The following is a 16,638-nucleotide window of genomic DNA, read 5'->3' as shown; positions in this document are numbered from 1 at the left end:
GCTGGTCTAGAACTATCTTCTATTTTTCAAGTTAAGTAATACTACTAGCTTGATGTATCACCTGCCGAAAGTATAGGGAAATGATGATGCTTGAAGACTTCATAAAATTCAATTTTTATAAAAAAATTCCGTAATAAAAGTATTAGAAGCTTGAATTATGACTGAATTATGATTAATTATGACTTGATATCCATGAATATATAGAGTAAATCAGCTATAACCTATGAAAAAGCCATTGCAGAAATCAAAAATTCCTAGCAACAAAGTATTTGTCATTAGAGAATTGCGGGAATCATATCTGGATAAATATTGGCATTCACATGAAGAATATCAGCTTAATGTCATTCTGAAAGGAAGAGGCACTCGTTACATTGGCGATCACATGAAGCCTTTCAAAGAAGGTGACTTAGTCCTGACTGGTCCTAATCTTCCACATGTATGGAGGAGTGATAATGCTTATTTCGACCCAGAAAATAATTTAGATACCCATGACATCGTAATCTACTTTCCAGAGAGTTTCTTGGGTAAAGATGCTTTGCAAAAAGAGGAGTTTGAAGAGATAGGTAAACTTCTTGCCCGGGCTGATCGAGGCCTTGAGGTTACTGGTCAGACTAATAAAAAAGTGATGAAGATGATGAAAGAGTTGGTTCATCTCAAAGGAGGCGCAAGTATTATAGGATTATTAGAGATTCTTGACGTATTGGCGCATAGCTCCGAATTACATCCAATTACAAATACAGACTATAAGAGTAACTATACAGCACACGAAAAGGATAAGATCTCTGAGATATTGGAATATGTACTAAAAAACTTCAAGGAAAAAATCACGCTGAGTGATGTTGCATCAATAGCTAATATGTCTGAAAGTGCTTTTAGCCGATATTTTAAAACTCGGGTAAATAAATCCTTTTCTGATTTTGTAGGTGATGTACGTATTAGCAATGCCCGCAAGTTACTGCAGGATGAAGATTTGAATATCAGTCAGGTTTGCTATGAAAGTGGCTTTCCTACTCTGTCAAATTTCAACAAGCAGTTTAAAGATAGAATAGGAAAGACTCCAATGGCTTATAAAAAGGACTTTATTGAGCCTTTATAAATAAGAAATTCGAAGTAAAGACAGCAAGCTCGGCCACGGTTTACCTTTTGGACTCAACTATTTTCAAAATGCCCCATTACTTCATCAACAAAAGATAAACTAATTGGGAAAGATTGACCTTCCAGAATTAGTTGGTGCCTTTCGGCTTTATCCACTAATTCAGAATTGACTATATAGGAGCGATGAGTTCTAATAAAAGAGGAGGGAAGCTCTTTTTCTATTTCCAGCAAAGTAATTCTGCTTATTAGCTTGTCATTTCTCAGGTGAAAAGTCACATAATTGCCAGTAGCCTCACAACAAAAAAGGTCTTTAAACTTAACTTTGACTTGACCATCAGAGGTTTTGATGTAAAGAGATTGCTGCTTGTTTCCCGGTTGTAATTGTATCCATTCTTGCGCTTTTTGGCAAGCTTTCAGGAATCTCACAAGGTTGAAAGGCTTCAATAAATAATCGATGGCATCCAATTCAAATCCCTGAACAGCATAGTCTGAATAGGCCGTGGTAAAGATCACTTGAGTTTCTTTTGGCAGAAGAGCCGCTAATTCCACCCCAGAAATATCGGGCATATTGATATCTAAGAATATCAAGTCTACAGGATTAGCCTTTATGTATTCCAAACCTTCCACAGCATCTGTAAAAGTGGCTCTGAGTTCCAAAAAAGGGACCTTGGAAGCGTGAGATTTTATCACCTCCAAGGCCATGTTTTCATCGTCTATTGCGATAGAATTAATCATTATTTAAGTATTGTTTAGCCGTTTCACAACTGAACAGAAAGGTGTACGAAGTGTTCTGAATCGTTTGCTACGATGGTTAAGTTATGCTTTTGTGGGTAGAAATGCGCCAACCTGCTCTTGACATTTTCCAAACCTATGCCTGATTCATCGCGTGGATCTTCCGTCTGCTTTTTGGGATGAATGCTGTTTACGACATCCAGATGAACTGAACCTTGTAAACACCTCAGGTTTATCTTTATCCAGGACTTGCTTTTGGTGCTGATGCCGTGTTTAAAAGCATTTTCCACATAAGGAATAAGCAGCATAGGGGAGATACTTCCTTCACAGATATCATCAGACATTTTGATTTCCACCTCTAAATTTTCTTCATTCTTAAACCTCAGCATCTGGAGATCAAGGTAATTTCTCAGGTAATCAATTTCCCTGGTAAGAGGGATTTTATCCATCTGATTCTCGTGAAGCATAAAGCGCATCATATCGCCCAACTTCTGGATTCCATCGGATGTCTTTTCTGCATTTTCCATCAAAGCGGCTCCATAGAGCGTGTTCAGCGCATTGAAAAGGAAATGTGGATTGATCTGGGAGCGAAGGAAACTCAGGTTGGCGGTGCTTTGATTTACTTGGACAGAAAGTGTGTCAATTTTACCAATGTAATCTTCGTATTTTCTAAAAATCAGATTGGAAAGTGGGAATACTACGAATAGGAGTAAAAGGATCATACCTACTCCAAAAAGCAAGATTTCTTCTGCACTATTTTCTACAGCAATAATAAAAAACACAATAGAAATAACGGCCATCAATCCCCAAAGGAACCAGCGATAAGCTTTGATATTTCCTGCCAATTTGTTTCGGTACAGCAGGTGATAATTATATAGGACAAAGAAAATGATACTTGGGAAAATTATGAATAGTATAATGTAAGTCCCTGAGTTAACGAAAAACTTAGAGGCAATCAAAAATACTACCGAGAATACGAGTAGCATAAATAGCCTAACGCCATTATACAATTGAAAGTCCCGGAAAACTGGCGGCAATAGCATTTTTTTTACCAGTATCACAGTCAATAGATAACCAGGATAGAGGGCTAAAATGCTAAAATAGAAGCTAAAAAACCGTTCTATATCAGTATCCATTCCCGCAGCACAAATTCCTGAAAAAGCCCCAGTTACGGTTGCTGTCAGAATACTGAAAAGTACCAATTGCACCACATTTTTGTCTCTTAGGTACTTCGGTATTATCACTAAGTGCATCAGGTAAAAGCCTATATAGACTACTACGGGCATAAATACTTTCCCTAGAAACCGTTCAATCTGGCCATAATGAACACCATCCATGATATTGGTGAGCACGATGATGATAAATATGAGGGTGACAACCCACCATTCAATATTCCGAAAAACATAACTTTTTGATTTCATATCGACTTGTTAATTAACTGCTTGAATTACTTTGGTTCAATCAGATTTGTCTTAATGTTCAAGGTAATCTTTTCTGCACCTTCGGTCTCCACGCTTTCTACCGAAAACATCAGGATGATGTTATAAATAAGCGCTAAAAGGATCAGCAAATAAAAGACTTTCTTGGTGTTCATTAATTCTCTTCCTAATTGATAAGACAAGATTAGTGGTGCCTGTAAGTCTTTGCAAAAGTATGGGACGAAATGGGGAATTCGGGGGATGAATAAGAAGTTGGGATTTCGGTTTTACGAATTACGATTTTGGATTTACTAGATCAATGGAGAGAGGAGGTAGTTTTATAGGCTAAACATTTCTGAAATTTTGATTGAGGTTTAAGAAAAAAATCTAGGTTTCAACTTCGCTCAGCTTGATTAATCGACATTGGCTCACTAGTAATAATGAATGTTGAATAATAAACTCCGAATAATGAAGTATGGAAATACGACAAAGCCTGAAGTACAAATTGATTTACCCAACTTCGGAAATGGCGTAAATCTCAAATCAAAAGGGATTGCTCAACAAATCAATTTTCCACATACTCGGAAGGACAAAATACACCATTAACGTCACCAGAATGATCGACATGATATTCAGCCAAAACCCTGCTTTCACCATATCCTTCATTTGAAGGTAACCAGATCCAAAAACAACGGCATTTGGAGGGGTCGCCACCGGAAGCATAAATGCGCAACTTGCAGCCAAGGTAGCACCAACCATCAATCCAAAAGGATGCAAATCAAGCTTCACTGCCACAGACGCAAGTATTGGAAGCAACATGGAAGCAGTGGCTACATTGGATGTCACCTCGGTAAGGAAGTTGACAGAAGCAATGATAATCACTAGTAAAAGGAAGAATGAAATACCTTCGATTAATGTAAATCTCGTTCCGATCCATTCGGCCAGACCTGTTTCCTTGAAACCTGCCGCCAAAGCTAAACCACCACCAAAAAGGATCAATACTCCCCATGGAATTCGCTCCGCTGTTTTCCAGTCCAAAATTCGTTCATCATCTTTTGAGGAAGGGATAATAAACAAGGCTATTACACCAATCAGTACTATAATCGTATCATCCAAGCCCGGTAAAAATTGCTGCAATAAGAAAGATCTGGTAATCCATGCAAAACAGACTAAACCAAAAACGATCATCACCATTTTCTCTTCATAAGTGATTTTTCCTAAGGCAGTTAACTGGGTTTTAATAATACTTTTCCCATCACTTAAACTAAAGCGGTCGGGTAGGGGATTAGAAAAATTCACCAGGTAATACCAGCATATAAAAAGCATCACTGCAGATAGAGGCAAGCCAAATAACATCCATTCGTTAAAGCCAATTTCGTAGCCATACAAGTCTGAAACTACGCTGGCTAGAATGATATTCGTCGGTGTTCCGATCAATGTTGCTACGCCTCCGATGGATGCACTGTAGGCAATTCCGAGCATGATAGCTTTACCTAGATTTTCAGAAATAGCTAGTTTAGAAGGTCCAAGTTGATCTTTAAACTGATTTACCACAGCCAAACCAATAGGCAACATCATAAGAGAAGTTGCAGAATTGGATATCCACATCGAAAGGATTCCAGTGGCAAGTATAAATCCCAGAACGATCTTTCGAAGATCTGTTCCTATGAGATTTATAATATTTAAAGCGATTCTGCGGTGTAAGCTCCACTTTTCTATTCCAGTAGCCAACAAAAATCCCCCCATGTATAGCAGAACTGTAGGATGCATGTAGTTTTCAGACACATCAGCGATAGGCAGAATACCTAGTAAGGGCATCAATATCAATGGGAGAAAAGCAGTTGCTGCAATAGGTAAGGCTTCAGAAATCCACCAGATTGCCATCCAAGCAGCTAATGCTAGCATAGATTGAGCAGACGCGTTTAAGCCATTGAACTCAACAAAAAAATTAATTACTATAAAAGCTAATGGCCCAAAGTAAAGCCCTAGTGATTTAAGATTGATTTTCATAAAGTCTTAAAGCTAAAACTTTTCGAGACATATTTTTTGCCGGCTAAAAAATTGAAGTCTCAAAAGTTGAAATTTCTGACTTTATGAAATCCCCATTCGCTTTTTTATCTCTCCTTCTATGCCAGCCGATAGTTTCCTGATAGAGTCTTGCTCAAAAAAGTCTTGGATAGAAATCTCCAGATTCAAGCGTTTACTTAAAAGTGAAACGATACGAATAGCCGAAAGAGAATTTCCGCCTAGTGGGATAAATGAATCTGTAACATCGATAGCATCCATTTTCAAAACTGTGCACCAAGTACTATGTACGAGTTCTTCAATCTTGTTTTTTGGTTTTATTATAGGTGTAGATTTTGGAGTTGCGCTTTTGGTTTCTTTTCTCAAAAGAGCCTGCTTGTCTACTTTACCGTTGGAGGTTAAAGGAAAGGAGTCGATTTGAATGTAGGATGAAGGAATTATATTAGCTGGCAAATATGCCTTCAGATAGTCCACCAACTCATTTTTATTGACCTGGGAGGACGCTTTGAAATAGGCTCTGATCTCTTTGGAATCATCCTGCTCTTCCAGCCCGATTTCATCCATGAGTTTTTTGATAGATTCAACTCCAAGCTCATCATTAAGCTCGTCGATCGTTTCTTCACGTTTTTTATGCCCAACTCGGACATCCCAACTATACGGAAAGGCATAATTATGGTATCCCTTTTTCCTTTTATGGACAAAAATCCCAAGATCATTGATAATACAATTTGTACTACGCCCAGTATCCTTAGGTCGCTGCCAGCCAATTGTATTTTCGAGGTATTCGTACATTTCGGATAGACTCACGTCACTGAAGCGGTAGAAATCCACAAAAGAAACCTTGCTGAATACTTCATCAGTCTCAAACATGGATACGTCTAGGTATTCACTGACGGCGTCTTTACTTCTATGATATGATTTCCTGGTTTCAAGGATGATTTTATCAATATCCTTTGGGTCAAAATGATCTTTTAAGAAAAGTTCTTCTGTCAATCTTGTTTCAAAAAACTGTCCTCTAGATAAACCTGTCACAATAACCGGGATATTTTTCTCCAAGGCTAATTGGGTACTGAGCGTATAAACAGTTTTAAAGCAACCATTACAGACATTTTGATGTCTCTCCAAGCTATCCCTGAATATTGCATTCATGGCATCTGTGCGCCCATAGATATGATCTACACCAAGTTTAGTGACCGTATTGTTGATGTTCTCTTTGGCATTGTCCGAGATAAAACCATTGTCCAAGGTCCAAGCAAGAACTTTTAGATCAAGCTCTACCAGTTTTGCCAACGCATAGCTACTGTCTTTTCCGCCACTTAGTAGCATTAAGCAATCATACTCTTTTTCCCCATGGTTGGACAAGCCCAAAATCTCTGACCTGAGGTTGTCCATTGATTTGAAATAGGAGGAAACGTTTTTTTGATATTCCTCAAAGGATTCACAGAGATTACAGATACCTTCTTCATTAAAAACAGCATCCGGATAGTTCGAAGGAATCCCACAGTTTTTGCAATGAAAATCTGGAGCTTCAAACAAATCACTATTCGAATCTGCCACCACAATATGGGCCTCCTCAATAGTAGAGAACTGATTCATTAATGTTTCAAGTTCTCCAGCTTCAATTCTGACTCCATTGAGCTTTATTTGCTCATCCACTCTACCGAAATATTCTAAAATCCCTGAAGCATTGAGTCGTACCAAGTCTCCAGTTTTATAGATTTTTTGATCAGGTTGAAAAGGATCACTTATAAAAGACTCGGATGTTTTAGCAGCATTATTCCAATATCCCTTCGCTAAAACATGACCACCTAGGTATAATATACCCTGCACTCCCTGAGGTACCGGATTCAATCCCTCGTCTAAAATATAGAAGAAGCAACCAGCAATTGATTTGCCAATAGGAACAGAATTGCTTTCTTCAGAACATTCATATTTATGTACAATACAACCCACAGTAGCCTCAGTTGGGCCATATTCGTTGAATATTTCGGACCCTTCTGAGAGATTCGATTGGATAGATTTTGCAAGACTTGTTTTCAGGTTTTCCCCTCCGAAAATCACAGTTCTAATATTGGATTTACTTAAGGCGTTTTCCTGAATGATTTTCGCGTGGGAGGGAGTCAGCTTTATGGTATTTATCTCCTGATTTTTAATGACTTCCAAAATAGAAACATCTGGACCAGATTTTCCTTCAGGGTAAATATGGATAGTACCACCTGTGATTAGTGGTAAAAAAAGAGAAGTGATCGTTAAATCAAAACCGATTGAAGTAAAGAAAGGCATACCAACCGCCTCATCTCTGCTGTATAAGTTTCGCGCTTCGACCACATAGTTTGAAAGAGAAGCTAAAGAAACTTCAACACCTTTGGGAACACCCGTAGAACCAGAAGTGAATAAAATATAGGCAGATCTATCAAAATCTGCTTTTGTTGCCAAATCTTGACCTAGCGGCTCAAGGGATTTAATCTCCTCAATACTTATATCAATAACCTGCTGATCAACATCAAATTCCTGGGACGCACTGATAATCACTCTAGGCTTTAAGTCCTTCAAAATACCTTCCACCCGTTTTTTGGGAAGATCCACCGGGACAGGGACAAATGTTGCTTTCAAGTCTAAGACAGCGAGAACGAATAGCACAAACTCTATAGATCTATGCTTGTGAAGTACTACGATATCCTGAGGATTAACGCCTTTATTTTTAAGGAGTTGACTTGCCTTTTTTACTAAAGTTTCTAGCTCCTGGTAGCTGAGCCTAGCTTCTCCAAACACTAACGCAGTAACATTTGAATTCTGTTCAAATGAGCTTCTGAGCATATCATCAAGAGATGGAATAGCTAGCTTTTCGAAGTCACCATTTGAAATTAGGTTATCCTTTTCCTGAGCAGATACTAAGCCTATTTCAGTGATTTTTGATTGATCGTCAGCAATAAATCCTTTAACTAGTTTTTCAAAGTGACGAGGAAGAAGCTCCACCTGAGTTGGAGTTAAGTAAGCCTCATTGATATCGAAATAGTAATCCAGATTAGCTTGATTGTTGAAATCAAACGCCTGAAAACGTACCTGATGACCAGAGTCTAGTTGATCTGGAAATAGCCAATTTGTCTTCGTCGGAATAGTGCCAAAATCTCCAAAATAAAGAGGGATATAATTTACGATCAGGTGGATTCCCCGAGAACTTTCCATGGTCTGTGCACCAGGATAACCATTCTTAAAGAAGTCAAATAACTCCTGTCTAACCTTTTCAAATAGACTTTTGAATGTATCCTCAGAATCTACTTGAATGTCTATGGGGAGCACTTCAATTAGTAACCCTGCTGTATTCTTGAATTTGCTTAGGTTTCGATTAGGAAAGGGGCTTCCAATTCTAATCACGGACTCAGCTGTTATCCGGGAAATAAAGGCTGTAAATAGTGTTGCCCAAATAGTGAATTTTGTCAGATCTGGATTAAAAGAGCGATACCCATCGGTAGTAAGCTTTTCTTCAAAAAGGGTCTTTAAATCTTCAGAAAATGGGATTCTTACTCTGGTAGCTTTAGAATTGGATAAGCCTTTTTGGTTTCCATAAAGCGATAAGTTCTTACTTGGAAATTGTCCTTTGGATTTCCAGTAATCTGCCGCTGTCGAATTCTTGTCTTCTCTTTTTTTGGATTCAAACTCTCGATAAGATTCAAAGCTTGTCTTATTATTGACTTCAATTTTTTCACCTTTTAGCTCAGCTTCATAAAGCTTAGACATTTCATCAAAAAGCACTTTAAATGTGGAAGCGTCGGCAAGAATATGATGGATATTGAGGTACCAAATAAACTTATCATCACTGACCTTCAGTAAAATCGAATCAAAGCATCTGATTTGTAGATCTAGGGTAGTTTGTACCCGACGATTGATAAAAGAATCAGAGTCTTGCTCACCAAGTTCTTCTACAGATAAAATAAATTCTATGGTGTCCAAAACGATTTGTGCCACATTAGAATCTTCATCTTCTTGAAAGACGGTTCTTAGGCTGTCATTTTGCGCAATAAGTTGATTGAAAGCTTTGCTAAAAGCTTCTTGGTCTATAGCTGCGCTAAACTCAAATGTATGGGGAAGATAATTTGCTGTTGAGCTTGGGTTGAATTTTTGACTTGCCCAAATACTTTGTTGACTTCCTGTGAGGCTAGTGCTCGAATCCTTTGATAGTTGCAATCTGCTTATTATTTATTCTGCTGTTGGGCAATGTAATCTCTAATAGATGAAACGGTATTGAAATTCTCAATGACCATATCCTGAGGTGGAACTTTGATCTGATAGGTTTCCTCCAAATGAGCAATAAGTTTCATAATAGTAATGCTATCTATCAATCCACTACTAAGCAATTCCTCTTCTTGGCTGACAAGAATATCAATTTCCTTATTTATATAGTTTGTAATTTGTTCGAGCATTAGTTTGGATTTATTGCTGATGTGTCTCTCTTGACCATGTATTCAGGTCTTGGATCTGAGACTTCTTGGATATTTTCGATAGGGTTGAAGGTAAACATAAGTAGTTTTCTATCCACCACACCCATGTTTTGGTACGAGCTATGAAGCAAATTACAGTGGAAAATATGCACATCACCTGCTTTTCCTGTAAATGGGATAATTGGACTATACTTATCCACCATACTGGCTAAGGTACTTTGACTGATCATATATTTCAGATTCTCATCATGCACACCATCAGGGTTATTCAGATAAGAGTTTACCTCACCTTCCTGTTGAGAGGAGGGAATGGCCAAGATCGGTCCATTTGCCACATCTACATCAGTGAGCATTATCGCAACCGTTAAAGCTTTTGGTTCCAACATTCCATCTTCTCTCCAAAACTTAAAATCTTGATGCCAACTCCACACCCCCGATTCGAGGCATGCTTTAGTATTAAGTTTTGATTGGAAAAGGTAAAAGTCTGACTTTAAAAGCTGCTTTATTTCGTAAGGAAGCGGAGAATTCTTTATTAGATCCAAAATAGAGGAATCGAATTTTTCCGGAGCAAATACAGTCCTGATTTTCTTAGAAGTCTTTTCTCTAAAAAACTCGGGGCCATCCATTTGCTCTATTTTTTCAATAGCCTGAATAACTTGCTCAAGTTTTTCTCCCTCCAACCAACTAGCTAGATGTAGAAAGCCTTGCTTTTCGAACTGATTAATTTGATCCTGACTAAGCATAAATTTTAAAGCGAGGGTATTTCAATTTGAAAACTGTTTTTCCAACTTCCGGTAGTGCACTTTGCCATTATCCGAATGAGGTAGGGATTGCACTGCGAAAAGGTGTTTGGGAATACTTGTTTTAGGCAATAGTTTGAAAAGCTTTTTTCTTAGGTTTTCTAGTTCATAGGAGCTTTCTGCTAGAACGATAGCCGCGCAAAGTTCTCTCATTCCATTTGATTTTGAAGTGAAAACAGCCACATCTTTTACTTCCTCACATTTTCTGAAAACCTGCTCTATGGCACCAAGTTCTACTCTTATTCCACTAATTTTCACCTGTCTATCCATTCTTCCTACAAAGACAAGTTCTTCATTTCTGTTTAAATAAACGAAGTCACCGGTCCTGTAAAATTTAATGTGTTTTCCTTCGATGTTGGCTAGATAAAATGACTTTTCATTCAAAGAGTCATTATTCCAATAGCCCAACATCATGGTGGCAGAGTGAATCAATAATTCTCCTTGCTCATCTAGCTGGACGGGCTGATTAGTTTCATCCAAAATCAAATAGGAGGTATTATCCCAAACTCGACCAATTGGAACTTCTTTTTCCGGATCAACTGGACCCTTAAAGTTGAAATAAGTACACTGATTTACCTCTGCAGGACCGTATACATTTGAAAGTTTAGCTTGAGGAATCTTTGAATGCAACTCATTTAATTTATTCGGGGGAAAAGACTCTCCGCCGTATTTGATCCATCTTACGGATGGGAAGTTGAGATCAAAATTACCTGAAACTAAAGCAATGAAAAGGGATGGAACTGAATATAGTATTGAAATGCTATTCGTTCTAACAGCTTCGCAAAAGCTACCTAGCATCACCAATTCGCTTGTTCCGAAAATATAAGAACTGCAGCCAGCATACATCGCTGAGAAATAGCCAAAGGTACTTTGATCAAAATGAAGTGATGCAACATTCCCAATTACATCGTCTGGAGATACTTCGTAAAGGAGTGAGGATTGCCTTGCATAAGCCATACCGCTGGCGTGGGTGTGGACAATTCCTTTTGGCTCCCCCGTGGATCCAGAAGTATAAAGTATGTAAGCCTGATCAGAAGGTTTAATGGTTAATTCTAAAGTTGTATCGCTAGCTTGGGTAAAAACTTCTTCCCAAGAGAAACCTTGATTAGACCCTAATACAGTTATTTTTTTTGTATTTATATGATTAACAACTCGTTGATGTGCAGAGATTGAAATAATCACTTCAATATCACAATCTGCAATAATAGCGTCAATTCTTTCAGTAGTTTGACTTGGATCTAGAGCCACAAGCACTGCACCTGCCTTTAGAATTCCGTAGATAGCATAAGCTGTGAAAATATTTTTCCCTATAAGTATTCCTACACGATCACCCTTACTCACACCGTGAGTTACAAGCCAATTTGCCAATTGGTTGCTCTTTCTGTCTAACTCACCGTAGGTAATCTTGCCGTCAACACTACTGAAAGCAACCTTATCAGGAGTTGTCGAAGCAACTACAGATACGAGTCTACTTAATATTTCAGTAGTTGAATTCATAACAAGCCATCCAATTTGGCAATAATATTTCTCTGAATATCTGAAGTACCAGAATAAATCAATCCGCCTAAACCATCACGTAAATCACGCTCAACTTCATATTCGGTAACGACTCCTTTGGCACCAAATATCCGGATAAAATCCATGCTTGATTCTACAAATGCTTCACTGATATATAATTTGGCCATGGCTGCTTCCTTCATCAAAGGCAAGTCATGCTGATCCAAGTATGCGACTTTGTAAAGATGCATCTTTGAGGTTTCCAGACGAAGTCTCATATTGGCAATACGATTAGATATGGATTGGTTTTTACCAATACTTTTTCCGAAGGTCATTCTTGTATTGGCATAAGCTATAGAAAGCTCGAGTTGTTTCTCCAATCTACCTATTTGACTTGCAAAGATATATCCACGCTCTGACTCCATCGCCGAGCTGAAAAGACTAAGTCCAGAACCTTCTCTTCCTAGCCTGTTTTCATCAGGGACAAAGCAATTCTTTAAGTAGAGATTTCCCATAGGAGTAGTTCGCATACCGACTTTGTCACGAACCTCACTTCTAGTAAATCCATCCATTGTGGTATCCACAATAAAAGCTGTGATTCCCCATTTGGCTAATTTGATATTCGTGGTCGCAAAAACTACCGCTATTTCACAGAGAGGAGCAAGGGTGATGTAATGCTTTTCTCCATTTAAGATGTATCCTCCATCAACTTTCTCTGCGGTCATTTCTAACGCATAGGTATCAGAACCAGATCCTTCTTCAGTAATTCCAAAAGCACCAATAGCTCCTGAAATAAGTCTGGTAAGATATTTTTGCTTTTGCTCTTCTGTACCAAAGGCATTTATAGCTACTTGAGTACTCCAAAGCTGGGAATTGAGAGAAAAGGGGAGGCCATTGTCTTTGCAGCCATAGCCTAAGCCCTCAAGCATAAGAACAGTGGTCAGTGGATCAAATCCACTGCCACCATATTCTTTGCTAAAAGGCCATCCCAGAACTCCGAATTCAGCACACTTTTTCCATTCTTCTAGCGGAAAAAGATTATTCTGTTCTTTTTGTGAAACATCCTCATTCAGGTTTGCTTCGGAGAATAATTTAGCTTTTTGGCGTAATTGTAATTGCTCGGGGCTCCAACTAAATTCCATTCAATTAAAATGAAAATTTGACAAATCCTGTGAAATTAAATGGAGTTCCAGGGGTAAAATGGATTTCACTCACTGGAGAAGGTTCCAATTGTCCATTTGCAAGTCGGATTCTTGATTCTGTATCAAATTGAGTTTCTTTCCAATCAGAGTTCAACAAATTCTGTATGAAAAATCCTACGGAAAAGTTACTGAAACTGTAACTCGCATTTAAATCCAAGATAGTATATCCTTCAGCAACTACCGAATTATCTTCGTTGGCAGGTCTGTCCTGCAAGTATCGTGCTCTGAGAGCACCAGCAAATCCATTTTTCTCTACACTCAAACCACCAGTCGTAGTAATTCTTGGAGCCAAAGGAATCAAATTATCTCCCTCAGGATCGTCAATACTTCTGGCGTAAGAATACGTGAAATCACCATCAAGATAAATCCAGTTATTTGCCTGCCAGCGTAGCCCCAAATCAACTCCTTTACGTGCAGTACGGCCGCCGGCTTCTACGATTCCGGCATCACCCACGTAAACAAACTCCTGCTCCAATCCAAGATACCATAAAGCACCATTGACGATGAGTCTAGGAGAAAGCTTGAAATTACCACCTAAGTCAGCTCCAAAGCCTCTAGGCAATATCGATTCATTATTAGGTCTTTCAAGAACCACACGGGTATCGTTGGAGTGAAAGCCTATGCCTGACTTTAAAAAGACCTGAACGCTAGGATTTACTGTGTATATGAAATTTAGTTTTGGACTGACAACAGCTGCGGTTAGGGAAGCTGGATCGTATTCAGGTGTCAGTTGATCCTGATATAGGTACTTGAAATAATCTACTCTGATTCCAGGATTTATTCGAAGTTTGCTCAGAAATAAGTCAAAATTCACATAACTGTAATAGTTTGACTCGGTGATATCACCACGCTGAGTCACAAATCTTACGCTATCTCTATTTTTTGTTCCGGCTAATTCATTGTCTCGGATAAAGTCATTTCTAACACCAACTCCAAACTGAAGTGCATAGTCACCACCACTGAATGCGTTGCTGTAAGTCACCTGACTTTCTGCTCCAAAAATCGCTCTGTTTTCACGTTGTCTGATTTGATCTCCATTGATAGAGTCTTCTAGGAAAAATGTGAAGTTGGAGAAAAGCTCAAAATCATAAGTTGAGTAATAGGCATTATTTTTTACAAAAAGTCGATCATTAACTTGCTTGGTGTGATTCAATGCCAAATTCATTCTGCTGGTAACCCCGCCCTCAGTATCATCCAAGGCACCAAATTCTGTGATTTGACCACTTTCAACAGCTCTGACAGGGATTTGGCCTGACGCATCCCACTTACTGGTAAAATAGGAAGCTAGCAAACTGATATCGCTACCATCTTCTAATGTCAGCCCATATTTACCCATCAAGTTTAAGCGGCTAAAATTCTGGCTTGATTCAAAAGGTCCATCGTTGGAAAGATATTCAGTTGCGATGTAAGCATTGCTTTTTTTATCATTAATCAATTTAAAAAGACCTACAGTTCTCATGCTGTTGAAGCTACCACCCTGAACACTCACAGAACTTTTATCAAGGCCTCTTTTCGTCTGGAAGTTTACATAACCTGCTGTCGCAAAATTACCTTTATCAGCATTATATGGACCTTTGTCGAAATCTACACGCTCAATAGTTTCAGGAATCAGGAAATGTAAATCTGAATAGCCTTGTCCATGTGCATGGGACACCATATTTACCGGCATTCCATCTACTGTGATGTTGATATCTGTACCGTGATCTATGTCAAAACCACGTAGGAAAATCTGCTCAGCTTTACCACCACCGGCATGCTGGCCTATAAAAAGACCAGGCACTTTTCTCAAAATATCTTGAGAAGTATTCACCGGATTGGTTTTGAGGTCAATTCGAGATAAAGTATTTAATGGATTTATGTCTTGACTGAAAACCACTTCACCTAATTCAATGGCAGCATCTTTCATTCTGATTGTTACTTCTTTTGTCAAATCTTCTATCACATAGATTTGCCTTTCAAATCCTATATGGCTGATTTGTAGCGTGTCACCTGCAGATACTCCGGGTAACACAAAGTATCCAGAATCATTGGTATGCGCATGATGCTCAGAATCACCATGAATAAGGTAAGCACCGATGATAGGAGAACTTCCACTATCTAGGACCCGACCTTTGAACGCCTGCCCATGGGCAGAAAAAACGCCAACAAAGGCAATTGCAAGCAAGGAAAGTAAATTTTTAAGCATATTAAACAGGTTAAATAATTGGAGGGAAATTGATTTTTAATTTATAATAATCACAAATCAGTAAGTTTTGTTTGAGAAATATTAAAGTTTTAATCTAAAATTTCCGGTTGTACCCGTTGAGGTAGGAAAACTCCGTAAGGATTTTTTTCATCAGAAGAATAGGATTCTATATTCATTTTAGTGCCTAATCCTAACTCTTGAGCGTAGTCAGAAAAAAGTTTTGCGACTACTTGGTCTTCCAAAGCCCAACCTGTAGAATCGAAAACACTTAGTTCGCCCTGATATTTATTTTTCAATTTATCATCCTGAATCAACTCAATCCAGCTAGGACCTATGTCCGATGATTTAAGCTGCTGACATTCCCCTTCTAAAATTGCTTGCTCTAGAAAGTCAGGACACACATTGGCAGATTCTAAAAGAGATTTAGGCAGTTCAAATTTTCCCGGGAAATCTGCCCCTACAGCATTAATGTGAAGATGAGGTTTGACCGTAAATTCATAAAAAAGTGGACCCTTTTCAGGTGCAATAGAGGTGGCAGTACAAACGATATCTGATTTTGAAATTATGTCAGCTATAGTTGAAGATTGTGGTGAAATACCAAGATTTATTGGTGCAATTCGTTCTTCCAAATTTTCCATGGAAGGTTGGTCGGTATCGTAAATTAAAATTTCCTCAATAGCAAAAAGCCTAGAAATGGCATGAATCTGTGGAACCGACTGTGCTCCGCAACCAATAATTCCCAAAACTTTAGAGTCTTTTTTAGCCATCATTTTACTGGCGATAGCACTGGAAGCTCCCGTGCGAAGGGCTGTCAATAATACCCCGTCTACCAAAAAATTTAAATGTCCAGTATGTACATCATAAGATGAAATGGTAGATAAAATGGTTGGAATTTTAAAAATTTCTGGATTTTCAGGATGGTAACCAACAACTTTAATTAAAACGTCTTCACCCTTTTTCATCACCGGCATCCACTCTACTAAGCCAAGAAAGGGTTTTTTATAGTTGAATCCTGATCGAATTGGAATTTCAGTTTCTTCTTTTGAATAGCCTAAAAGTGCTTTTTCTAAGTTGGCTATAAGCTTGTCCATCACCTGGTTTAAACCTATTGTATTTATAATCTGATTTACCGCGTGACTGTCAATAATTATACTCTCCTGATTCTTCTTCATTTAATTAATTTTACCTGTAGGCTTATAATAATTTTGATCTATTGGGCCAATTCAGTTTTTTAGAGTCAACAAA

The 16,638-nt window shown here is 38.4% G+C and carries 12 protein-coding genes; 1 reads left to right on the top strand and 11 read right to left on the bottom strand.

The genetic code is table 11. The features are described from left to right. The first annotated feature begins 223 nt into the window (after nt 1-223). Nucleotides 224-1,096 (top strand): AraC family transcriptional regulator, encoded by an 873-nt coding sequence (locus tag LV83_RS07970; protein ID WP_111611029.1) that lies wholly within the window; start codon nt 224-226, stop codon nt 1,094-1,096. A gap of 53 nt (nt 1,097-1,149) precedes the next feature. Here LV83_RS07970 and LV83_RS07965 read toward each other — a convergent pair whose 3' ends face one another. The 11 genes from LV83_RS07965 to LV83_RS07920 all read right to left on the bottom strand — a co-directional run bounded on the left by LV83_RS07965 (nt 1,150) and on the right by LV83_RS07920 (nt 16,565). Continuing rightward, nucleotides 1,150-1,830 (bottom strand): LytR/AlgR family response regulator transcription factor, encoded by a 681-nt coding sequence (locus LV83_RS07965; RefSeq protein ID WP_111611028.1) that lies wholly within the window; start codon nt 1,828-1,830, stop codon nt 1,150-1,152. 23 nt (nt 1,831-1,853) lie between these two features. Next, nucleotides 1,854-3,248, bottom strand: coding sequence for a sensor histidine kinase (locus LV83_RS07960; RefSeq protein WP_111611027.1), 1,395 nt, complete (start codon nt 3,246-3,248; stop codon nt 1,854-1,856). 26 nt (nt 3,249-3,274) lie between these two features. After that, nucleotides 3,275-3,421: a hypothetical protein gene (locus tag LV83_RS21385; RefSeq protein ID WP_211320466.1), complete on the bottom strand. Its 147-nt coding sequence runs from the start codon at nt 3,419-3,421 to the stop codon at nt 3,275-3,277. 367 nt (nt 3,422-3,788) lie between these two features. Next, nucleotides 3,789-5,255 (bottom strand): SLC13 family permease, encoded by a 1,467-nt coding sequence (locus LV83_RS07955; protein ID WP_111611026.1) that lies wholly within the window; start codon nt 5,253-5,255, stop codon nt 3,789-3,791. An 81-nt stretch (nt 5,256-5,336) separates the two neighbouring features. Next, a complete protein-coding gene (locus LV83_RS07950) occupies nt 5,337-9,455 on the bottom strand; it encodes a non-ribosomal peptide synthetase (protein WP_111611025.1) in 4,119 nt (1,372 codons plus the stop codon). Between the two features lie 8 nt (nt 9,456-9,463). Continuing rightward, complete coding sequence (locus LV83_RS07945; protein ID WP_111611024.1) at nt 9,464-9,691, bottom strand: acyl carrier protein; 228 nt, start codon at nt 9,689-9,691, stop codon at nt 9,464-9,466. Continuing rightward, nucleotides 9,691-10,452: a phytanoyl-CoA dioxygenase family protein gene (locus tag LV83_RS07940; RefSeq protein WP_111611023.1), complete on the bottom strand. Its 762-nt coding sequence runs from the start codon at nt 10,450-10,452 to the stop codon at nt 9,691-9,693. The genes LV83_RS07945 and LV83_RS07940 overlap by 1 nt, the downstream gene beginning before the upstream one ends. Nucleotides 10,453-10,473: 21 nt before the next feature. Further along, the gene (locus LV83_RS07935) at nt 10,474-12,006 is read right to left on the bottom strand and encodes an amino acid adenylation domain-containing protein (RefSeq protein WP_111611022.1); all 1,533 of its coding nucleotides are present in this window, start codon (nt 12,004-12,006) and stop codon (nt 10,474-10,476) included. Next, nucleotides 12,003-13,148, bottom strand: coding sequence for an acyl-CoA dehydrogenase family protein (locus LV83_RS07930; RefSeq protein ID WP_111611021.1), 1,146 nt, complete (start codon nt 13,146-13,148; stop codon nt 12,003-12,005). The genes LV83_RS07935 and LV83_RS07930 overlap by 4 nt, the downstream gene beginning before the upstream one ends. 4 nt (nt 13,149-13,152) lie before the next feature. Next, entirely contained in the window at nt 13,153-15,393 is a 2,241-nt protein-coding gene (locus LV83_RS07925) for a TonB-dependent receptor (RefSeq protein ID WP_111611020.1), read from the bottom strand. Between the two features lie 89 nt (nt 15,394-15,482). Next, nucleotides 15,483-16,565 carry an ornithine cyclodeaminase family protein gene (locus LV83_RS07920; RefSeq protein WP_111611019.1) on the bottom strand — a complete coding sequence of 361 codons (1,083 nt, stop codon included), beginning with the start codon at nt 16,563-16,565 and terminating at the stop codon, nt 15,483-15,485. Nucleotides 16,566-16,638: the final 73 nt, after the last annotated feature.

The sequence above is a fragment of the Algoriphagus yeomjeoni genome (assembly GCF_003259505.1).
Classification (GTDB): domain Bacteria; phylum Bacteroidota; class Bacteroidia; order Cytophagales; family Cyclobacteriaceae; genus Algoriphagus; species Algoriphagus yeomjeoni.
Note: the sequence above shows the minus strand (reverse complement) of the source record. Positions and strands in the feature narration are given on the sequence as shown.